Genomic DNA, 19,287 nt, shown 5'->3' with positions numbered 1-19,287 from the left:
ACAACTGACAAAATAATTTGTTATGGTTACCCGTTACTAGGCCGTATTTTAATTCTAAGGGAGCCGTGGAATGGAGAAAGTGCAGTTAGTCGTCGATTTTCTTCTCACTCATAAACTGATTTTTACCGCACTGATCTTTGTGATTATGTGGTTAATTCGTCGTACCATTTTATCGATGATTCGTGGTGACCATGCCTTTCTTTCTGAAGATCAGCGCAGCTGGATGTCCAGAACTAAGAACGGCACCTTTGCCGTTACATTACTGATTTTATTTATTTTATGGCAATCAGAAATAAACGAGTTTGCTCTAAGCGTCACGGCGATAGCGGTTGCCATTGTTGTGGCATCCAAAGAGATAATTTTGTGTTTTACAGGCTCGATTCAAAGAGCAAGCTCACGTTCTTTTCGTGTCGGTGACTGGATTGAGGTCGGTAAACTGTGCGGCGAAGTGATCGAGCACAATATGATGGCGACGGTGATTCAAGAGATCGACCTGCACCATGGGCAATATCACTACACCGGAAAAACCGCGACCTTACCCAATAGTATGTTTTTTACTTACCCAGTAAAGAACCTCAATTTTATGAAGCGCTACGTCTACCACAATTTCTCTATCGTGGTGAAAGACTTCGTTAATTTGTATCCTCTGTTACCAATCTTGACCGACAAGATTGAAGAGCATTGTAGCTACTTCAGTGATGTTGCACATCGCTACAATGCGATGATTGAAAAACACGCTGGGGTCGATCTTCCCGGTGCAGAGCCACATATGCATATTTCTAGCAATATCAATGGTGAGCAGATTTTGCATGTTATGATTTTCTGCCCGACCGATAAAGCTAACCACTTGGAGCATTTGATTCGTAAAGACTTTATGGAACTTTATGAGCAGCGCTTTCCTGTGGTGAGTGAAAAATAGAGAAGAAGTGTCGTACGCCAGTTAAAACAAACCCCGCTATCAAACATAGCGGGGTTTGTTTTTCTAACGGTATTTCCAGCTCTAACTATATTCCCTGAATACTTAGCTGAATTTACTTTTCAGCATTAAAAACAGAAAGTAAGTACTGCCTAAAATAGCGACCAATGTGCCAGCTGCTACCTGACTTGGATAAATAGCGATTTGTCCCAGCCAATCTGCCCACAACATTAGGGTTGCACCAATTAAGGCTCCGACACTTAGTTGCTCTTTCACTTTTCTTGCTCCTAACATCATCGCCATATGGGGAGCGACCAAGCCAACAAAAGATATCGGACCAACTGTAGCGGTAGAAAAGGCGCATAATAAAGCAACGATGGTGAGCATTAGCGTATTGGCTACGGTGGGGTTAAGTCCTCGTGCATTTGAGAATTGTCGTCCGATGGAAATTAATGTTAGCCAGCGAGAAATCGCGAATACAGCGGTAAGCAGAACCATTATTGCCAAACATAGCATCAGTGCGGTGTCGGCTGTGACTCGATAAATTGAACCAGTTAGCCACAATAAAATTTTGTAACTGTCACCAGAACCTTGAGCTAGTGAAAATTGAACAAGGGCTTCTAATAGTGCCGTTAGTGCGATGCCGGACAAAACGAAGTTAGATGGATTAAAATTGCTTCGTTTACCGATAATCAGCAATAACATCAATACGGACATACTTCCGAAAAAAGCGATACCCCAGTTAAATGCGGAGAGAAGTGACCCTGCGATGACTCCTGTCGTAATAATGGCAAACGTGGCTCCGGAAGACACACCGAGAATATCGGGACTTGCCAGAGGGTTGTAAACAATGCGTTGCAAAATGATTCCGGCAACGGATAGAGCAATACCGACAGAAAGTGCGGTTAACATTCGCGGCCAGCGCAATTGCCATTGGAACTCACCTGGCACAGACCATTGAATTCCGTTCATACCATGGGTAACGAATGAGTAAGCTAGAATCCCAACCAGACTGAATAGCGCAATGCTGCATACCGCGCGTTTAGAAAGCGCCGTTTTTCCTTGGCTCATTGAAAGGTTAAGTTGATCGGTTGCCGTCAGCTTTTTACGAGTAAACCAAATTAAAGCGGGAGCGCCAATAGCTGCAGCCGCTACGCCGCTAGGAATGGTTTCCTCTAACCATAAGCTTAGCGAGATAGCGGCAGAGTCTGTGATGATTAATAGCATTGCGCCCAAAAGCATGCTGCTGATCAATTCGTCGCGCGGTGTTCTTGCCCCCATCGCTCTGGCGATATTGGGGGTCAGTAATCCGATGAAGCTGATAATGCCAACTGCGGTGATTGAGGCAGATACCAGCCAAATACCCATCACCATTAACGTACCAAAAGCAGGTAATACTGCTAACCCACGCGCTGCAGCGCCTTCTTGCCCTAGTTTCATTAGAGTCAGAATGCGTGGTGCGACGATCAAAATGACGATTGCAATAGCAGCGCGTGGCAGCAACCATTCAAACCAATCCCAGCTGTATTGTGAGAGGTCGCCTGCTCCCCACATAAAAATATTTTGCGCAAACTGAGCATTTAAAATAATGATGGCTGTGGCGATAGAACCGAGCAGGATATTAATCACCATCCCCGAAACGACCAGCGGCAAACCTGTCATATTACGCACACCAGCAATTGATACGATCAGGCCAAACGCCACTAAAGCCCCCGCCATTGCGGCTAATGCAGAGTAATCGGCTACCCAATCGACGAACCAAATGTTTACCACGACTAATGCAAGCCAAGCACCAGAAGAGGTGCCAAGAGTTAACGGCGAGGTGAGGTTATTCTGCGTTAATTGCTGCATTAAGCTGCCGGTGAGACCAAGCATGGCACCAACAAGCAGGGTCATACTTAACCTAGGAAGCTGAGCTTGCGTAAAAAATACGTCACGAAATTCGCTCGCTACCTCTGGTTTTGTTAATAATTGCCACTGTTCGAAGAGTGATAAGTTAGTGTCAATTTGTAGACTAAAGACGCTAAGTAACGTAATCAGCGCCAGATAACCAATATAATGTTTCGTTCTCATTGCTTTGGTGCCAACTCTATTAGACTGTCGGTAATCGCTTCAGCGGTGTATTGCAAAGACATAGCACCGCCATACGCCCACACTGCTCTGACTGAATTTACCCGCTGCTTCTTTACAAACGGCATCGCTTGCCAAAGTGGCGAATCTTTCAGTTTGCGTTCTTCTGGGAAAGGTTGTACGTAGAGAACGTAGCTGTTGTGAAGGTTTTGAATTCGATTAATCCGATCTTGCTTTACGCCCCACGCGCGTGGAGCCTCTTTAATTGGAGCGTGTAATCCCAGCTTTCTGGCCACGTAGTCTGTGGTGGAATTTTCGGTTGCAAGAAACACCGTATTCGGCGTTGAAAAACGCATCACCAGAACACTGAGTGGCTCAGAGTAATAGTGGCGAATTCGCTGGCGCATCTGCGCAAATGAAGCATCTAATTCTGCCAGTTTCTGTTCAGCAAGTGCCTCTTTATTGAATAGCTTGCCGAGCGTACGAAAGTGACGAATAGCAGTCTCGGCCGCAGCCTCATTTTCAGAAAAATTAGGTAAATATATAACCGGAGCAATTTGTTTGAGTAACGGAACCAAGTCTTGCTGTGGAGACGCAGCAAGGATGACATCTGGTTTCAAGCTGGCGATTTTTTCTAAGTTGGGCTCTGCTCGGGTTCCAATATCTTCAATTGACTCTGGTGCAGTTGGATTGACGACCCATTGGCGGTAGCCTGGTAAATTTGGGGCTGCGATTGGTTCTACGTTTAGCGCCAAAACTTGTTCTAAGATGTCCCAGTTTAAGGCAACAACGCGTTGTGGCGCTTGCTCAAAACTATGCTCACCATATTCATCGGTAACGGTGATGACTGCATTTGCATTAGTCATAAAAAATGCCAACAGAAAAGCAGATTGTGTAACCACAGTAAGTAAACGAGCTATTATGCGCATACAACAGCCACCTTTTGGCTCGCCAATGTGTTGGCTGGAGTTGGATGATCAATGAGCTTAATCGGTGACTCATACAACTCAGAAAGGCGCTCCTCATCTAGCAACATGTCGGCGTTGCCTTCGAACGCAATTTGACCTTTCTTGAGCGCAACAATGTGGGTTGCATAGCGCAGTGCTAAGTTCAAATCGTGCAGGATCACGATAATGCCTACGTTCTCGGTTCTATTTAGCTCTGCAAGTAGCGCCATCAGTTGAAATTGATGGTGAACATCGAGCGCGGAGGTCGGTTCATCTAGGATCAAAATTGGTGATTGTTGAGCCAACAGCATAGACACCCAAGCGCGTTGGCGCTCGCCGCCCGATAAGTCATCCGCCAAAGCTTGAGCAAAAGGTGTAATTCCTGTTCGTTCCATAGCCTGCGTGATGATCTGTTTGTCTTCAGGTTTCCAACGACCAAGTGCGCCACGCCACGGAAAGCGGCCCAAGCGCACTAGCTCTTCTACCGTTAAACCAGATGAGGAGGGCAGCTTTTGTGGCAAATAGGCTATCTGCTTTGCTAGCTCTTTGGCTTTGAGTGATGAAAGGGAAGTGTCGTTTAGTGTTACCGTGCCTTTATCTGGTGACATTTGACCAGAAAGCAGGTTCACCAGTGTCGATTTGCCTGAACCGTTATGGCCCAAAACGACAGTTAGTTCATTCGTTGGGATGTTAAGTTGGTCGATGCCGAGGATCTGACGTCCACCTCGAACGATCTCAATATTAGACAGTTGAAACATGGATGACTCTTAGGAGAAAACTCCCCTCAAGAGAGGGGAGTAGAAAGTTCAATTACCAGCGGTAGTTTGCGTTTAGCACGACAGAGCGAGACTGGCCGTAGTAACACCAGTAATCGCAACCTGAAACAAACTCTTTATCCAGAATGTTGTTCACGTTTAGCTGTGCTTGCCACTGTGAAGTGATGTCGTAAGTGACTGACGCATCCCAAAGAGTGACTGAAGGAACAGTTAGGTTCGAGCTCTTAGGGTTATCTTTTGACTCACCTACGTAGCGCACACCAGTACCGATATTGAGGCCTGGAATCAGGCTGTAGGCGCTGTAGTCTACCCATGCTGAAGCTTGGTGTTCAGGAATAAGTGCGGCTTGTTTTTTACCTTGGCCAAAGCTCTCATCTGTTTTCGCTTTGGTGTAGGTGTAGCTTGCCATCAGTTTTAGATCGTCGGTTAGCTGTGTTGTGCTTTCAAGCTCAATACCTTGAGAAGTCACTTCACCCGTTTGTGTCGCAATCCATGTTGATGGGTTGGTGACCAACGCGTTCTTTTGCGTGATGTCGAACCATGCAAGGTTGATAAAGCCATCCATAAAGTTTGGCTCATACTTCACACCCACTTCTACTTGCTCGCCTTCCAGCGGTTTGTATAGTTCATTGGTTGCCGCATCAATAGTGCTGATCACTTCAAACGACTGAGAGTAGTTTGCGTAAGGTGACAGGCCATTGTTTGCAAGGTACATCACACCCGCACTTAGAGAGAGCTGGCCATCATCACGAGATTCACTTTGGTCAACGGTAGCGCCTTTGCCAGAGTTTTCTGTTTTCACCCAGTCGTAACGAGCACCGATGTTACCAATCCACTGTTCATGCAGTTTCAATTGGTATTGCGAATAGAGACTTGCTTGAGATTTCTCAATCTCACGTTTCACGTTGTTGGCAGGATCAAGCGGGGTGAAGTTGCCGTAAACTGGGTTCCACGGGTTGATGGTGCCAAATGCGTAGTTGTCTTGCTCGTCTCCATCGGTTTTGTGGAATTGCAGATCCATACCGACAAGCACCGTGTGCTCTGCGTTGTCTGTCATCCAGTTGCCGACAGCGTTATTGTCGAATGTGATGCTCTGGTTTTTGCCGTCACGGAATACGATGCCTTGCGCTAATTCTTCTTTTGCAGGATCGTTGTTTGAGAATGCGTAAGAGCTGCGCAAGTACAACTCATTGGAGCCGTAGTTGAGGTTTTGAGAGAATGACCACGTGTCATTGATGTCGTGCTCTAGCAAATAACCTAGAGAGAACTGCGTGCGTTCGTATTTATCGTAGTTTGGCTGACCAAGGTTAGTCGAAGGATCGATTTTGCCAAAGTTAGAACCAATCAGAGTGCCTGCAGCTGGGAAGAATGGGTTAGTTGGTACACCGTCATCATGAAGGTAAGTTGCCAAAACGGTCAGCATTGTACGGTCAGAAATGTCGAACTCGACACTTGGCGCTAAGTAGAAACGCTCGTTGTTTGTGCCGTCCAGTTCGCCATCTTGGCTTGTCATCAGGCCAACCAAACGGTAGCGGATTGTGCCATCGTCGTTTGCTTCATCAGCAATGTCAAAACCCACAGACTGGTGTTGGTTGTTGCCCACTTCGACTTTTACTTCGCCTTGAGGCGTAAACGTTGGTTTTTTCTGCACCGCATTCACGATGCCGCCTGGTGCCGATTCACCAAACAGAATAGCTGATGGGCCTTTAACCACTTCCACACTTTCTAGGCCGTAAGGTTCGACCAACCATGTGTAGTAACCATCGCGGAAGAGGCGGTTGCCGTTTAGGTAAGTCGCAGCATCAAATCCACGAACTTTGAACCAATCGGTGTCGTTGTCGGCACCATAAGGCTGAGCGGTTACGCCAGATGTGTAGCGTAATGCTTCGTCCAATTTTTGCGGTGCACGAACACGAAGTTCATCTTCAGAAATGATAGATACGCTGCGCGGTGTTTCTGCCGCAGGGGTTTCTACTTTAAGTGCTTGCGCGGTGACCGTAATAGTCTCCATTGCAATAATGTCATCTTGTACAACGTCTTCTTGAGCTTGTGCTGTGAATGCAACCACTGCTGCTGTTGGTGCCAAAGCACAGACCAACGCGTTACGGATCGCGATGGTCAGTAAGTTATTCTTTGTCATAAATATATTCCCGACAATTATGATTAACGCTAAGCTTAATTGTAATTATTATCATTTGAACTTTTGTTTCGGTATTTTACTGACTTTTGTATCAAAAGATAGTAAAACGTTCGCAAATTCATTCGCGGTACTTAAAGTCGTTGTTATGTTCAATTGGTTTGAAAAACTGACCCAACCCTTTCCCCAGATGGAAACCGAAAAGCCACCGAAGACACTTTTTGGCTTCTGTCGCTTTTACACTCGTGGCTTTGAAGCCCCTTTACTTGTTATGGCTGTGTTCAGTGCGCTTATTGCCATTACTGAGGTGACGCTGTTGCGTTATATGGGTGAGCTCGTCGATATTCTCTCTAATCAAGATCGCGCAACATTCTGGCAAGATCAGGGTGATCGCATGCTAATGATGCTGTTCTTAGTTGCGGTTGTGATGCCAGCTCTGGGTTTTGTCCACTCAATGGTGATGCACCAAACGTTATTGGGTAACTACCCGATGTCTATCCGTTGGTTGATTCACCGTTACTTGCTAAAACAAGCGGTTGGATTTTTCCAACGTGACTTTGCAGGCCGAGTTGCGACCAAAGTGATGCAAAGTGCGTTAGCGGTACGAGAAACGGTCATGAAGCTGGTGGATGTACTGGTTTATATCAGCGTTTATTTTCTTTCGATGCTTTGGATGATGGGCGAAGCCGATGGTTTGCTAATGTTGCCTATTGTGATTTGGATAGGAATGTACGCGGTTATCCAGTTCTACTTTATCCCTAAAATGAAACAAGTAGCGACAGAGCAAGCGGATGCTCGCTCTGTAATGACTGGGCGCATTGTCGATTCTTACACCAACATTTCTACCGTAAAACTATTCGCTCATTCACAGCGAGAGTTGGAATACGCAGAAAGCAGCATGAAGCAATTTTTGGTGACGGTTTACCGCCAAATGCGCATGGTGACTTGTTTGCTGTTTAGTGTCGATGCCATCAACTATTTACTGCTGATGTCTATCAGTGCCATTTCGGTTTATCTATGGCTAGATCACGCTGTAACAATTGGTGCTATTGCGATTGCCATTAGTATTGCGTTGCGCGTACAAGGAATGTCGAAGTGGATCATGTGGGAAGTTAGTGCACTGTTTGAAAACATCGGTACGGTAGTGGACGGTATTAATACGATTTCAAACGACGTTGAAGTGAAAGACGTACCAAATGCCAAGCCTCTGCAAATCTCTCAAGGTGAGATCTGCTTTGATCACGTAGGTTTTAACTACAGTGATGAGAAGGCAGTATTTGAGAACTTGAATCTGACTATCAAACCGGGCGAAAAAGTCGGCATTGTCGGTCGCTCTGGGGCAGGTAAATCCACGTTGGTCAACTTGTTGCTGCGCTTTTACGACGTAAATAGCGGTAAGATTTGTATTGATGGACAGGACATTTCGCAAGTCGAACAAGAGTCGCTTCGCCAACACATCGGTATGATCACGCAAGACACCTCTTTGCTGCATCGTTCAATTAAAGAGAACATTCTTTACGGTGATCCAGATGCTTCAATGGATGCCGTTATCGCAGCTGCTGAGAAAGCACATGCCCATGATTTCATTCAATCTCTACGAGACGAGCAAGGTAACGTTGGCTATGACGTTGAAGTGGGTGAACGCGGTGTGAAGCTGTCTGGTGGTCAGCGTCAACGTGTGGCGATTGCTCGCGTGCTGCTGAAAAACGCGCCAATTTTGATCATGGACGAAGCAACGTCTGCACTTGATTCAGAAGTGGAGTCGGCAATTCAAGAAAACCTTGAAGTTCTGATGGAAGGAAAAACAGTGATTGCAATTGCTCACCGTTTATCAACGATTGCCGCGATGGATCGTTTGATTGTGATGGATGACGGCAAAATCATTGAGCAAGGCTCACACCACGAGCTGCTGCAATTGGGTGGTGTTTACGCTCAGTTGTGGAAGCATCAAACCGGCGGCTTTTTGTCTGAGCAAGGTGATGCTCAACTGCAAGTCATCTAATATGACGCTACACGAAAGAGGGCAAATGCTCTAATGCCGATCAGGTAACGGATTAATCGGCAGATCAATTGCACGCTCTTCCTGTATGTAAAAATCCGATAGACTACGTTTATCGGATTTTTATGCACGTTTCCCAAGCCCTCAACATCATCAAACCAAATCAAGTTGAGATTCTCGCAGATCTCCTGCCAATTGAACTCATCAATAGTGCTTATGAGCTGACTGACACCGTTACTCTAAGAAAACGAAAGCTAATTTTAGAGTCGATGTTGTGGTTACTGGTTGGCATGGCTATCTATAACGATAAATCCATGGCAGATATTGTAAACATGCTCGATATTGCTTACCGCACATGTAAGCCATTTGTTGTTCCAAGTGCATTACCACAGCGAAGAAAAAATTCTCGGAGAATCAGCCGCTAAAGCGCTCTTTGAGTGTACGCAGCGTCATTGGTTCGCTCAGGCTAACTTGCCGAATTGGAATGGTGAGGTTACTCTGCGTCGATGGGGTTTTATGGCGAGCAGAAGACTCGAAAGACAATGCTGAAGCGTTTGCTAAGCCCACGAACAAGGATGGCCAAGAGACGCAGTATCCACAGTTACATATGGTATGTCAGATGGAATTGAGCAGTCATTTGATCACAGGCAGTGCATTCGACTGCTATACCGTGAACGAAATGAAGTTAGCCTAGCAACTTATAGAGACGCCCCCCCAATAAAAGCCTAACGCTCTTCGACAAAGGTTTTTACTCCCTTGGTTTGCTTCAAGCATGGAGCTCGAAAGGCATCAATCGACATTGGCTTATCCCGATGAAAAAGGACTAACTTATGAAATTGTTCAGTCTCTAGGCAGAAAAGATAAACTGATAAAACTGAAGAGTAATCCGCAAGCGCGTAAGAAGTGGCCAGAGCTAGAACAAGAAGTAGTTGTACGCTTAATCACAAGAGTTAAAGATGGCAAGTAATACGATGTTCTCACCTCAATGCTTGATCCTATGCTCTACCCAAAGTCAGGTATCGTAGGCTTATATGGGTATCGTTGGGAAATTGAACTCTGCTACCGTGAGCAAAAACAGTACATGCTTGGTAACCGACTCACGCTTCGAAGTCGGACTCCCTGAATTAGTGAAGCAAGAACTCTGGGGAATACTACTGACCTATAACTTGGTCTGGTATCAAATGGTGCAGATGTGTAATACGTTGAATGGAGATTACTTGCCAGATCAACTTAGCTTCAATGGAGCATTAGCTCACATCATACGCCTGATAGTGGGACTTCCATACTCGTCACCAGGAGCCATACCGAGACAACTTCAAAACTTTTACGCAATGAGTGGGAGTTTAATATTGGAGCCTAGGTGAGAAAGATTCTGTCCTAGAGTAGTGAAGAATAAGCCAAGCCGATATCTTAGAAAAACAATGCCGATCGCCTTAAGTGAACGGCATTAGGGCCTTTGCTCCCTTTTTAGTTATCAAGTATCCGTTATTAAGCTCAGGTTGAGACAGAAGTTTATTTAAGTTTCTGATGAATACGGTAGCCAACAACAAAACCTATGTAGAATAGCGCTGCGAGAGTAAGCATTGCCGTCGCGTACGCCAGTAGACTGTTTAACCCTAAACCAAAAGCCAGAGTGAAGGCGATACCATGAATGGCTTCCGCAGGGATTCGGTACCAAGCAGCGTGGACGGAAGATCCGAAGAGGATAAAGGTACTAAGTAAGACAATCGTGCCGCCTATAAAGCCGACCCATCTGCTGTTGTTCATGTTGTAATCTCAGGTGTTACCGAGGTAACGTAACAAAATATTTCAGAGCCGATATTATACAACCGAGAGAGGGTATAGGTGGTAGAAATATTTGCCTCACAAACTAAGAGGCCATCTAAGTGGCCTCTTTTTAACCGATTTAACGGCATCCGTTATGACGCAAAGGTGTGAGGCTTGTAAGAAACCTAACCTTTGGCATTCGTGTCGGGTTGTGCTTCTGGTTGTATCGTCCAATCACCACCAAGCGATTTGTAGAGCGCAATCGTAGCGTGTGCGGTTTGTAACTTTGCTGCGACTCGCTGATCTTGCATCATGCGTTGCTGACGTTGCGCATCTAAAACCGATAAGTGATCAATCAAGCCTGCTCGGTACAGTGACTTGGCTTTGTTGACGGCGTTATTGGTGGCTTTCAATGCATCACCGATTCGGCGCTGATTTTCTTGGCTGCGACCATAAGCAAACAGCGAGGATTCGGTTTCTGCCAAAGCTGCCTCGACCGTATGTTGATAAGACAATGTCGCCGAATCAAAACGCGCTTGGTTGATGGCTTCAATCGCCTCCCCACGCCCCCCATCGAACAAGTTCCAGCTTACGCCTGCCGCGCCCATCCAACCGAAAGAATCGCTACTGAAAAGATCGTCAAAGCTTGACGCCGACAACCCCGGAGCGCCTGTCAAAAAGAACTTCGGATATTGATCAGCAACACTTGCTGCTAACTCTTCATTGAGCGCGGCCATTTCGCGCTCTGCTAAGCGGATATCGGTACGACGTTTCAATAGATCGGAAGGTAAACCGACCGGCACCATGTCTTGCATGACAGGTACACTATGCTGCTTAGACAGACGGATTTCGACTTGCGTTAGCGGCTCACCAAGCAATACTGCTAAACGATGTTTGTGCGCTTGTTGTGCAATTTCTAACTGCGGAACGAGCGATTCCATCGCCGCAAGCGTGGCCTTTGCTTGGGCTAAATCGAGATCAGAACCGTAGCCGCTGCGCACGACTTTCTCGACGAGGTCGAGTGTAAGTCGTTGATCTTCTAAGTTCGACTTTGCCAACTCAAGGCGCTCGCTTGCACCTTGGTATTGCAAGTAGTTGTGAATCAAATCCGCCGTGATCACTGTGTTCAAGCCGCTTTGATAAATCTGAGCTTGTTCGAGACGAATATGCGCCGCGTTCGCTTGGCGGTCAATGCGCCCAAACAGATCAACTTCCCAAGCGATACTCGCGCCTGCAAATACACCATCGTGCTGATTATCCATTAGGGTGACGTTACCAATTTGAGGTGGCAGACCCGACACGGAATCACTGAGTGGATTCAATATCGGACCGAGTGAAGAGTCATTTTTACTGAACTGATAGTTCATGTAACCCGCACCGAGACTAATTGTCGGCACCTTGAATGACTCCACCATGGTTTTATAGTTGTTGGCCATTTTCACCCGCTCGGCCGCCACTTTCAGCGGAATGTTTTGGCTCTGCATGTCTTGAACCATTTGATTCAACACCGGATCGTGAAATTTAGTCCACCAAAACTTAACGTGCTGTGAATCGGTACTCAACCCTGCATTTTCGGCGTTCAAGTAGGTTTCTGCCATGCTGGTGGTCGGTGCTTGGTAGTCGGGGCCCACTGCACAACCTGCTAAACTTAGGGCTAGAACGACAGGCGTTAGAATGAATTTTTTCACGATGACGCCTCCTCTAGCTCAGCGTTGGTTTGTGTGGATGGTGCTTTTTCTTTGTAAGCAAGGCGATACAGCGCAGGCATGACAAACAGTGACAATATGGTTGCGGCTGCCAAGCCTCCGATGATGGTTGCCGCCATTTGGTCAAACAGCAGATCTGACAGCAGCGGGATCATGCCGAGCGCGGTCGTTAACGCACCCATAGAAATGGCCATAGTACGGTTGACCGTGGCTTCTTTGATCGCGTCAGACAAGCTCTTGCCATTTGTGCGTTCGAGCTCAATTTGATCCATTAGTACGATGCCATTTTTGATGATCATCCCGGTTAGTGTGATAGCTCCGATCAGCGCCATAAAGCCAAATGGTTTATCGAATCCAAGCAGAGCAAACACAGCCCCTGATGCTGCCAGTGGTAGCGTTGCGAGGATGATGATTGGTTGCTTAAAGCCGTTGAACATCGCGACTAAAATGATCACCATGATCAGCATTGCTTTTGGTTGCTGCTTCATGATGTCGGTGACCGCTTTGTCTTCATCGTAATATTCGCCTCCCCATTCCATGCTGTAACCCGCCGGAAGTTGGATAGCTTCAACCTGATCTTTAATGGCATTTCTTACATTCGCTGGTGTGGAGTCTCGGCTCACACCCGCTTGAACCGTGATGGTTTTCACGCGGTCTCGTCGCCAAATCATGCTCTCTTCGGTGACCAGTTCGAATCCATCCACCACTTGACCAAGTGGAACGCTGTTAAAGCCAAGTAGAGAGCGCACAGGTAGCGTTTCTAGTGACGCCATGTTTTGTGATGTGCCACGTAACTGAATTGGAATCAGCTCATCATTCAGGTTCATTTGTCCGAGCGGCATGCCGTCTGATGCGCGTTTTAGCGCGAAAGCGACATCGGCGCGGTTAATTCCTGCTTGACGCATTTTGTCTTGGTTTAGAATCGGCTTGAGCACTTTGCTTTCTTGGCGCCAATCATCGCGAATGTATTTTGCATCAGGGTTTGAAGCAAAAATCGTTTTCGCTTCCGCCGCTAGTTGATGTAATACGGTTTCATCCGGACCAGAAAAACGCACCTCAACCGCGAACTTATCTTTGGTTGCTAGCTTCAGCGCTCGGAAGCGAGGTTCGGCATCCGGAAACGCCTCTTTCAGCCAATCATCGCCACGCGTTACCAAGTAACTGATGCTCTCGTAGTCTTTGGTGTTGATCAGAATCTGCCCGTAGGCAGGGTCGAGCGGCTCAGGCTCTACCGTTACCGAGAAGCGAGGTGCACTGGTGCCGACATAGCTAGAGATACTTTCCACTTCTGGTTGTGCGACCAACCATTCTTCAACTTTGCGCATGTCTGCCGAGGTTTGTTCAATCTTGGCACCATTGGGTAGCCAGTAATCGAGAAACACAATTGAGCGATCCGACTGAGGAATAAAGTTCACGGCCACATACGGGATTGCCACGGCGGTGACTAAAATCAACGGAACCAAAGCGGCTAATGCTTTACGCGGGTTGTCCACCGTCCAGAATACCAACTGTTTATAACGGCTCGGTTTGGTCTCTTCTCTGTTAGCTTTTGGCTTGATGAACATCCACGCCATTAATACCGTAAACGTCATCGCGACGATCCATGAAAGCAACAGTGACGATGCCACAATGTAGAACACAGAGCTTGCAAACTCGGCGGAGTCGGTTTTGGAGAACAATACTGGGCTTGCGCCCATAATCGCGATGACAGTTGCGCCTAAAAGTGGCACGGCGGTTTCTTTGACGGAATCAATCGCGGCGCGAGTTCGCTCGATACCTTTGTTGAGCTTGGCGATCATCATATCGGTGATCACAATGGCGTTATCCACCAACATGCCCAGTGCGAGAATAAACGTACCTAGCGAGACACGGTGCAAATCGATGCTGGCGATGTTCATGTATACAAGCGTGAGCAAAATCGTCAGGAGCAAGCTTGCGCCAACGATGGTCGCACTCTTAAAACCCATGAAGACCAACAACACCACAAAAACAATCGCGACACTTTCAAGCAGGTTGCCAACAAAGTCGTCGATAGACTTTTGTACTTCTTCAGGTTGATAAGCAACGGTCGAGATGTCGACACCCAGCGGCAGTGTTGCTTGGTAGTTAGCGATGATGTCTTGAATCGTATCGCCAAGTGACACCACGTTAATGCCTTGAACTGGGCTCACCGCCAAGGTGACAGCGGGCTCTCCGTTGTAGCGGTTTTCTGCCAATGCTGGTGTTTGATAACCCATGGTGATATCGGCGATGTCACCAAGACGAATCAATCCCGAGCCAAACTCTCCGGTGCCACCATTGATGATTAAATTGCGAATGTCTTCTAGAGACTGAAACTCACTGGTTTGCGCAATACGAATACGCTCTGTACCTGCATCGAATTTTCCCGCTTCGAACGTGCTGTTTTGTGTGCTCAGTTGGTTCCAAACTTGTGCGATCGACAAACCATATTGAGCCAAGCGCTCGTCTGGCATATCGATGTGTACAACGCGAGGTTGAACACCGTGTAGCTCGATCTTTTTGATGCCGTCGACGGCTTTGATTTGGCGTTGCAGCTCTTCGGCGTAGCGACGTAACTCTTCTGGCGCAGCATCTGTGCTGTGGATAGAGAAAAGCATGCCGTAGACTTCAGAGAACTCGTCTTGTACTACGCTGATCTGCGCACTGGAAGGCAGCTGCAGTTTTACATCGTCCACTTTGCGTCTCAATAAGTCCCATTCCTGCGGAAGTGCTTTGGAATTAAGGCTCTCTTTGAGGTCAACAAAGACCATAGATAAACCGGGGCGAGACAATGAGCGCAAGCGATCTAACTCCGCCATTTCCTGCAATTTGGTTTCCACGGTATCGGTGACTTGGTGTTCGACCTCTTCGGCAGACGCACCCGGGTAAAGGGTCACGACTACCGCAGTTTTTACTGTAAAGCTCGGGTCTTCCAACTTGCCTAAGTCGAAGTAAGAATAGATGCCAGCGATCACGCTCAATACGATAAAGAACAGAACGAACTTACGTTGGCGAATCGCGAATTCAGCTAAATTGATCATGGATTCGCACCTACAACGTCTTGATGGTCAGGTTTGGGGCGGCATCGCCCTCGCTCAGATAATGGCTACCGCTGATCACCACATAATCGCCTTGCTCAAAACTTCCGGTCACACACGCTTGGTATGCGTCGATAGAGTCAAGATTGACCGGCTCTGAATGAATAACCGCATCACGAACCACATTCACGTGCAGAGTTTGTTTCTCACCCAAAATTGCAGAGTAAGGAAAGCAATGGCTTGAGTGACTGGTGTTGAGCGCGGTGTTTACCGTGACTGCTTTACCGTTGAATAGCGCACTGGAAATCGAATCGATGTCTAGCGTGACGGTATAGGTTTGTTTGAGCAGGTGCTTTTTCGGCGCGATTTCTGCCACTGTTGCTCGGTAGGATTGCTCCGAATCATACCAAGTCAACGATGCTGGCTGACCTAGTGCGAATTGCGCAATCATATTTTCCGGCACGTCGATGTCGACTTCCCAGCTGCCTTCTTGCTGAATTGACACAACACTGCCGCCCGGCAAGGTTTGCTCATGTGGATCAACAGAAACGTCGGCAACAATGCCAGGGAATGGCGCACGTAGAGTGGTGTAACGTAGGGCATCTTTTGCACGTTGGATGTTTTTCTCAACCACTTTGACGGCAGAGAGGCTACGTTCGTAGCTGCTGATGGCTCGGTCTAAGTTTACGCTGGCAATAGCATCATCAGAAGTCGCTTGTTTTACGCGCTTTAACTCGGCTTTCGCGAGTTTGTGTGCTGATTGTGCTTCTAACATGCGCGCTTGTAATTCTTCTAATGAGACTTGGTAATCGTGCTTATCCAGCGTGGCAATGACTTGGCCTTTTTCTACCAAGCTGCCTTTATTTACGAACACGCTTTCCACGGTGCCAGGTACACGAAAAGAGAGTGAGGCGGTTTCTTTTGCTTTTACGATCCCGCTGAATGATTTGTTGAGTTCTTCATTCCTTTCGTTGACTTCAATTACTTGAACGGGTCTGGATGCGCTTGGCTCCTCAACCTGAGGTTGAGCTTGATTACAGCCGAGTAGAGAGAGCGCGATAGTGCTCAGCGCGGCGGTTTTAATTTGATGATTCATAAGATGGCTCCATAATTTCGGCGCCATCTTATAATTCACAGATGTTCAGATAATCATGCGTACGCATGATTCAATGTCACAAAATTTATGACAATAAATGTAAATTACAAAAGTTTTGGAATTTTATTGCACAAATGTTCAATAAGTAACCGGCTAGCTTGGTTCAGCGTTTTCGGCTTAGGGTAGAGTAACCACCCCGTTTCTTCTGTGACGGCATATTGAGACAATACTTGCACCAATGCACCGGATTCGAGCTCATTTTTTACCAACAGTTTTGGGATATAACTAATGCCGCGGTCAAGCACTGTGGAGCTTTTGATAAAGCCGATGTTGTTGGAAATGAGTTTCGGTTTGAGCGCTACGTTTTGTTCCTGAAAGTGCCAAAGGTTGTCGACATTGCCATTTGGCCAACGAAAACAAATGCACTGATGATCGCTCAACTCTTCTAATGTGGCGGGTGTGCCGTGAGTTTGAAGATAGTTCGGTGAGGCAACGACACATCGGTCTAGCGTTAAGATCTTTCTCGCGACAATGTCTGAATCAAACAGCATGCCGCCGTGCAGCGCGATGTCCAACCCCTGCTGAAACATATCAATAAAGCCATTGTTGATATTGCGAATGTCGAGCTCAACCTGCGGGTATTGATCCTGAAATTCAAACAAAATGGGTTGAAGAGGTTCATAGGTTTCTGGCAGAAGGCCAAGTTTGATTTTGCCTCTGACCTCAATGCTTTCGTTACTGGCTTGCTGGTTTGCCGAATCAAGCAAGGTGAGCACTTTTTGCAGATCTTGGTAGTAGGCATCGCCTTTGTTTGTCAGCGAAAGACTGCGAGTGGTGCGGTGAAAAAGTTGCGTTCCGAGGTAACGTTCCAGTTCTCCAATGCGTCGGCTAACATTTGCTCGTGGCAAGTCCAAAGCATTGGCTGCCGCTGTAAAGCTGCCAAGTTGGACGACTTTGGTGAACAGTTTTAGATCGTCAATTTTCACTCTTGAACTCCATACTCTTTGAGCGCCGTGCTAAACCATGACACTCTAGAGTATTGATGTGTGGTATACAAAATTTATTATTAATTATCGAAATATAAATAAGGGCTTCAACATGTTGAGATTTATACAACGTCGCCGCATTAAGAAAGTGATTAAGCTAATGAGTACAAGATTGGTGGTGGGATACGGCAGTCGTGAGTACTTTTCCGTCGGTCAGGTAAAGACGAGCACCAGTGAGTTAAGCACATGCCAACAAAAAATTGCGTTGGCGTTGTACGCGAATCCGCAAGATCTTGATTTGGAAAATCAAACAGAGTTGCAAGCCATCCGCTCTGATGTGGCGAATGACTTCTTTGCTGGTGCCGATTATACCGCTCAAGATGTGCTTAATTTATTCGGTGCTGGTGGCTGGAAAGGCGGCCGAATGGAAGATGGAATGTCTCATCATTTTGGTATGCACAGCCGATACTAGAGCGAGCTAACCTTATAAAGTCTTGTCAGTTAACTCGCTATATCACTTTGCCTTGTGAGGTGTCACTCCGATGCTTTGTTAAGCGGCACGCTTTACGAGGCAGAAGTGCTTTTTACCGCGTTGCAGTAACCAGTATTGGTCAAACAGTGGGAAGCTTAAACTCGGGTTATCAGCCGACACTTTTTCACCGTTTACACTGATGGCGTTGTTGCTGATGTGTTCGCGTGCAACACGTTTCGAGCTTGCTAAGCCCGACTCAATCAATAGCTCAACCAAATCTTGTTGTGTGCTCTCAATGCTTGGTAAACCATCTAACTCCAACTGTTTTAATTCACCCAAACTCAGTTGTTGCACATTACCGCTGAACAGTGCTTGAGTGATGCGCTCGGCACTAGATAGGCCGTCTTTGCCATGAACAAATCGCGTCATTTCTTCAGCGAGAATACGTTGTGCTTGTGGCTTGCCTTGGCTTGCTTGGTCTTGCGCTTCAATGCTGGCAATTTCTTCGCAGCTCAAGAACGTGTAGTAACGCAAGAAGTGGTAAACGTCGGCGTCTTCTGCGCCAAGCCAGAACTGGTAGAAGGCGTAAGGTGAGGTTTTGCTAGGATCTAGCCACACTGCGCCGCCTTCGGTTTTGCCAAATTTGGTGCCATCGGATTTGGTGATCAGCGGCAGAGTTAAGCCAAATACTTGCTCACCATTTTGGCGACGAGTTAAATCGATCCCACTGACGATGTTTCCCCATTGGTCATTGCCACCGATTTGCAAACGACAATCGTATTGACGGTTTAGCTCGGCAAAATCGTACGATTGCAGCAGAGCGTAGCTAAATTCGGTAAAAGATATGCCTTGATCAGGGCGTTGCAAGCGTTGCTTTACCGACTCCCGGTTGATCATGGTATTGATCGAAAAGTGCTTACCTACATCACGGAAGAAGTCGATGACGTTGATCGCTTTCATCCAGTCAGCATTGTTCACCATGATCATTGGCTTGGTCAGTTGGTGATTCATCAACTGCTGAATTTGATTAGAAAGATCGTTAACCCAACCTGAGACGATTTCTGAAGAATTCAGGCTGCGCTCGGTCGCTTTAAAGCTCGGGTCGCCAATCATGCCCGTTGCACCGCCAATCAAGGCAACAGCTTGGTGTCCGGCATCTTGAAAGCGCTTAAGCATGATCAAAGGCACAAGGTGGCCGATGTGCAAGCTGCCTGCTGTAGGATCGAAGCCGCAGTAAACGGTTTGTGGCTGTGAGAGAAGTGTCTGAATTTCTTCCAAATCGCTGGCCTGTGCAATCAAGCCACGATCTTGTAAATCTTGCAGTAATGGTGTCGTCATTCTTTTTGTCTGTCTTGGTGGTTGTTGTATTCAGACTAA

At 46.9% G+C, this 19,287-nt stretch carries 13 protein-coding genes and 1 pseudogene; 4 read left to right on the top strand and 10 right to left on the bottom strand.

Features of this window, described 5'->3' with window-relative positions:
- Positions 1–70: 70 nt before the first annotated feature.
- A complete protein-coding gene (locus tag F7Y48_RS11715; protein ID WP_005392418.1) occupies positions 71–919 on the top strand; it encodes a mechanosensitive ion channel family protein in 849 nt (282 codons plus the stop codon).
- A 102-nt stretch (positions 920–1,021) separates the two neighbouring features.
- On the opposite strand, the gene fhuB is transcribed toward F7Y48_RS11715, so the two are convergent.
- Genes fhuB through F7Y48_RS11695 form a run of 4 tightly spaced genes read right to left on the bottom strand, consistent with a single transcriptional unit; the run spans position 1,022 to position 6,849 of the window.
- Positions 1,022–2,989, bottom strand: coding sequence for a Fe(3+)-hydroxamate ABC transporter permease FhuB (gene fhuB / locus F7Y48_RS11710; protein WP_258508641.1), 1,968 nt, complete (start codon positions 2,987–2,989; stop codon positions 1,022–1,024).
- Complete coding sequence (locus F7Y48_RS11705; RefSeq protein WP_164665845.1) at positions 2,986–3,915, bottom strand: iron-siderophore ABC transporter substrate-binding protein; 930 nt, start codon at positions 3,913–3,915, stop codon at positions 2,986–2,988. Before F7Y48_RS11705 ends, fhuB begins: the two co-directional genes overlap by 4 nt.
- Positions 3,906–4,691 carry an ABC transporter ATP-binding protein gene (locus F7Y48_RS11700; RefSeq protein WP_316684246.1) on the bottom strand — a complete coding sequence of 262 codons (786 nt, stop codon included), beginning with the start codon at positions 4,689–4,691 and terminating at the stop codon, positions 3,906–3,908. The genes F7Y48_RS11705 and F7Y48_RS11700 overlap by 10 nt, the downstream gene beginning before the upstream one ends.
- A gap of 52 nt (positions 4,692–4,743) precedes the next feature.
- The gene (locus F7Y48_RS11695) at positions 4,744–6,849 is read right to left on the bottom strand and encodes a TonB-dependent siderophore receptor (protein ID WP_258508639.1); all 2,106 of its coding nucleotides are present in this window, start codon (positions 6,847–6,849) and stop codon (positions 4,744–4,746) included.
- 145 nt (positions 6,850–6,994) lie between these two features.
- Here F7Y48_RS11695 and F7Y48_RS11690 point away from each other — a divergent pair, with 145 nt between their 5' ends.
- Entirely contained in the window at positions 6,995–8,848 is a 1,854-nt protein-coding gene (locus F7Y48_RS11690) for an ABC transporter ATP-binding protein (protein ID WP_053809658.1), read from the top strand.
- 122 nt (positions 8,849–8,970) lie between these two features.
- Positions 8,971–10,296: pseudogene (locus tag F7Y48_RS11685) on the top strand (IS4 family transposase).
- 61 nt (positions 10,297–10,357) lie between these two features.
- On the opposite strand, the gene F7Y48_RS11680 reads toward F7Y48_RS11685, so the two are convergent.
- From F7Y48_RS11680 to F7Y48_RS11660, 5 genes are all read right to left on the bottom strand, one after another.
- Positions 10,358–10,612: a hypothetical protein gene (locus tag F7Y48_RS11680; protein ID WP_046875806.1), complete on the bottom strand. Its 255-nt coding sequence runs from the start codon at positions 10,610–10,612 to the stop codon at positions 10,358–10,360.
- Between the two features lie 185 nt (positions 10,613–10,797).
- Complete coding sequence (locus tag F7Y48_RS11675) at positions 10,798–12,300, bottom strand: efflux transporter outer membrane subunit (protein ID WP_258508637.1); 1,503 nt, start codon at positions 12,298–12,300, stop codon at positions 10,798–10,800.
- Positions 12,297–15,359 carry an efflux RND transporter permease subunit gene (locus F7Y48_RS11670; protein ID WP_031852277.1) on the bottom strand — a complete coding sequence of 1,021 codons (3,063 nt, stop codon included), beginning with the start codon at positions 15,357–15,359 and terminating at the stop codon, positions 12,297–12,299. The genes F7Y48_RS11675 and F7Y48_RS11670 overlap by 4 nt, the downstream gene beginning before the upstream one ends.
- Before the next feature lie 10 nt (positions 15,360–15,369).
- On the bottom strand, positions 15,370–16,452 hold the full coding sequence (locus F7Y48_RS11665) for an efflux RND transporter periplasmic adaptor subunit (protein ID WP_316684236.1): 1,083 nt from the start codon (positions 16,450–16,452) through the stop codon (positions 15,370–15,372).
- Between the two features lie 104 nt (positions 16,453–16,556).
- On the bottom strand, positions 16,557–17,438 hold the full coding sequence (locus F7Y48_RS11660) for a LysR family transcriptional regulator (protein ID WP_005392703.1): 882 nt from the start codon (positions 17,436–17,438) through the stop codon (positions 16,557–16,559).
- 112 nt (positions 17,439–17,550) lie between these two features.
- On the opposite strand from F7Y48_RS11660, the gene F7Y48_RS11655 reads away from it, so the two are divergent.
- Complete coding sequence (locus F7Y48_RS11655; protein WP_316684233.1) at positions 17,551–17,910, top strand: DUF6559 family protein; 360 nt, start codon at positions 17,551–17,553, stop codon at positions 17,908–17,910.
- Between the two features lie 78 nt (positions 17,911–17,988).
- Here F7Y48_RS11655 and tyrS read toward each other — a convergent pair whose 3' ends face one another.
- A complete protein-coding gene (gene tyrS, locus F7Y48_RS11650) occupies positions 17,989–19,248 on the bottom strand; it encodes a tyrosine--tRNA ligase (RefSeq protein ID WP_316684231.1) in 1,260 nt (419 codons plus the stop codon).
- Positions 19,249–19,287: the final 39 nt, after the last annotated feature.

This window comes from Vibrio sp. 2-1-2a (assembly GCF_032648565.1).
Classification (GTDB): domain Bacteria; phylum Pseudomonadota; class Gammaproteobacteria; order Enterobacterales; family Vibrionaceae; genus Vibrio; species Vibrio diabolicus.
The sequence above is the reverse complement of the archived record's forward strand: the minus strand, read 5'-3'. Positions and strand labels throughout refer to the sequence as shown.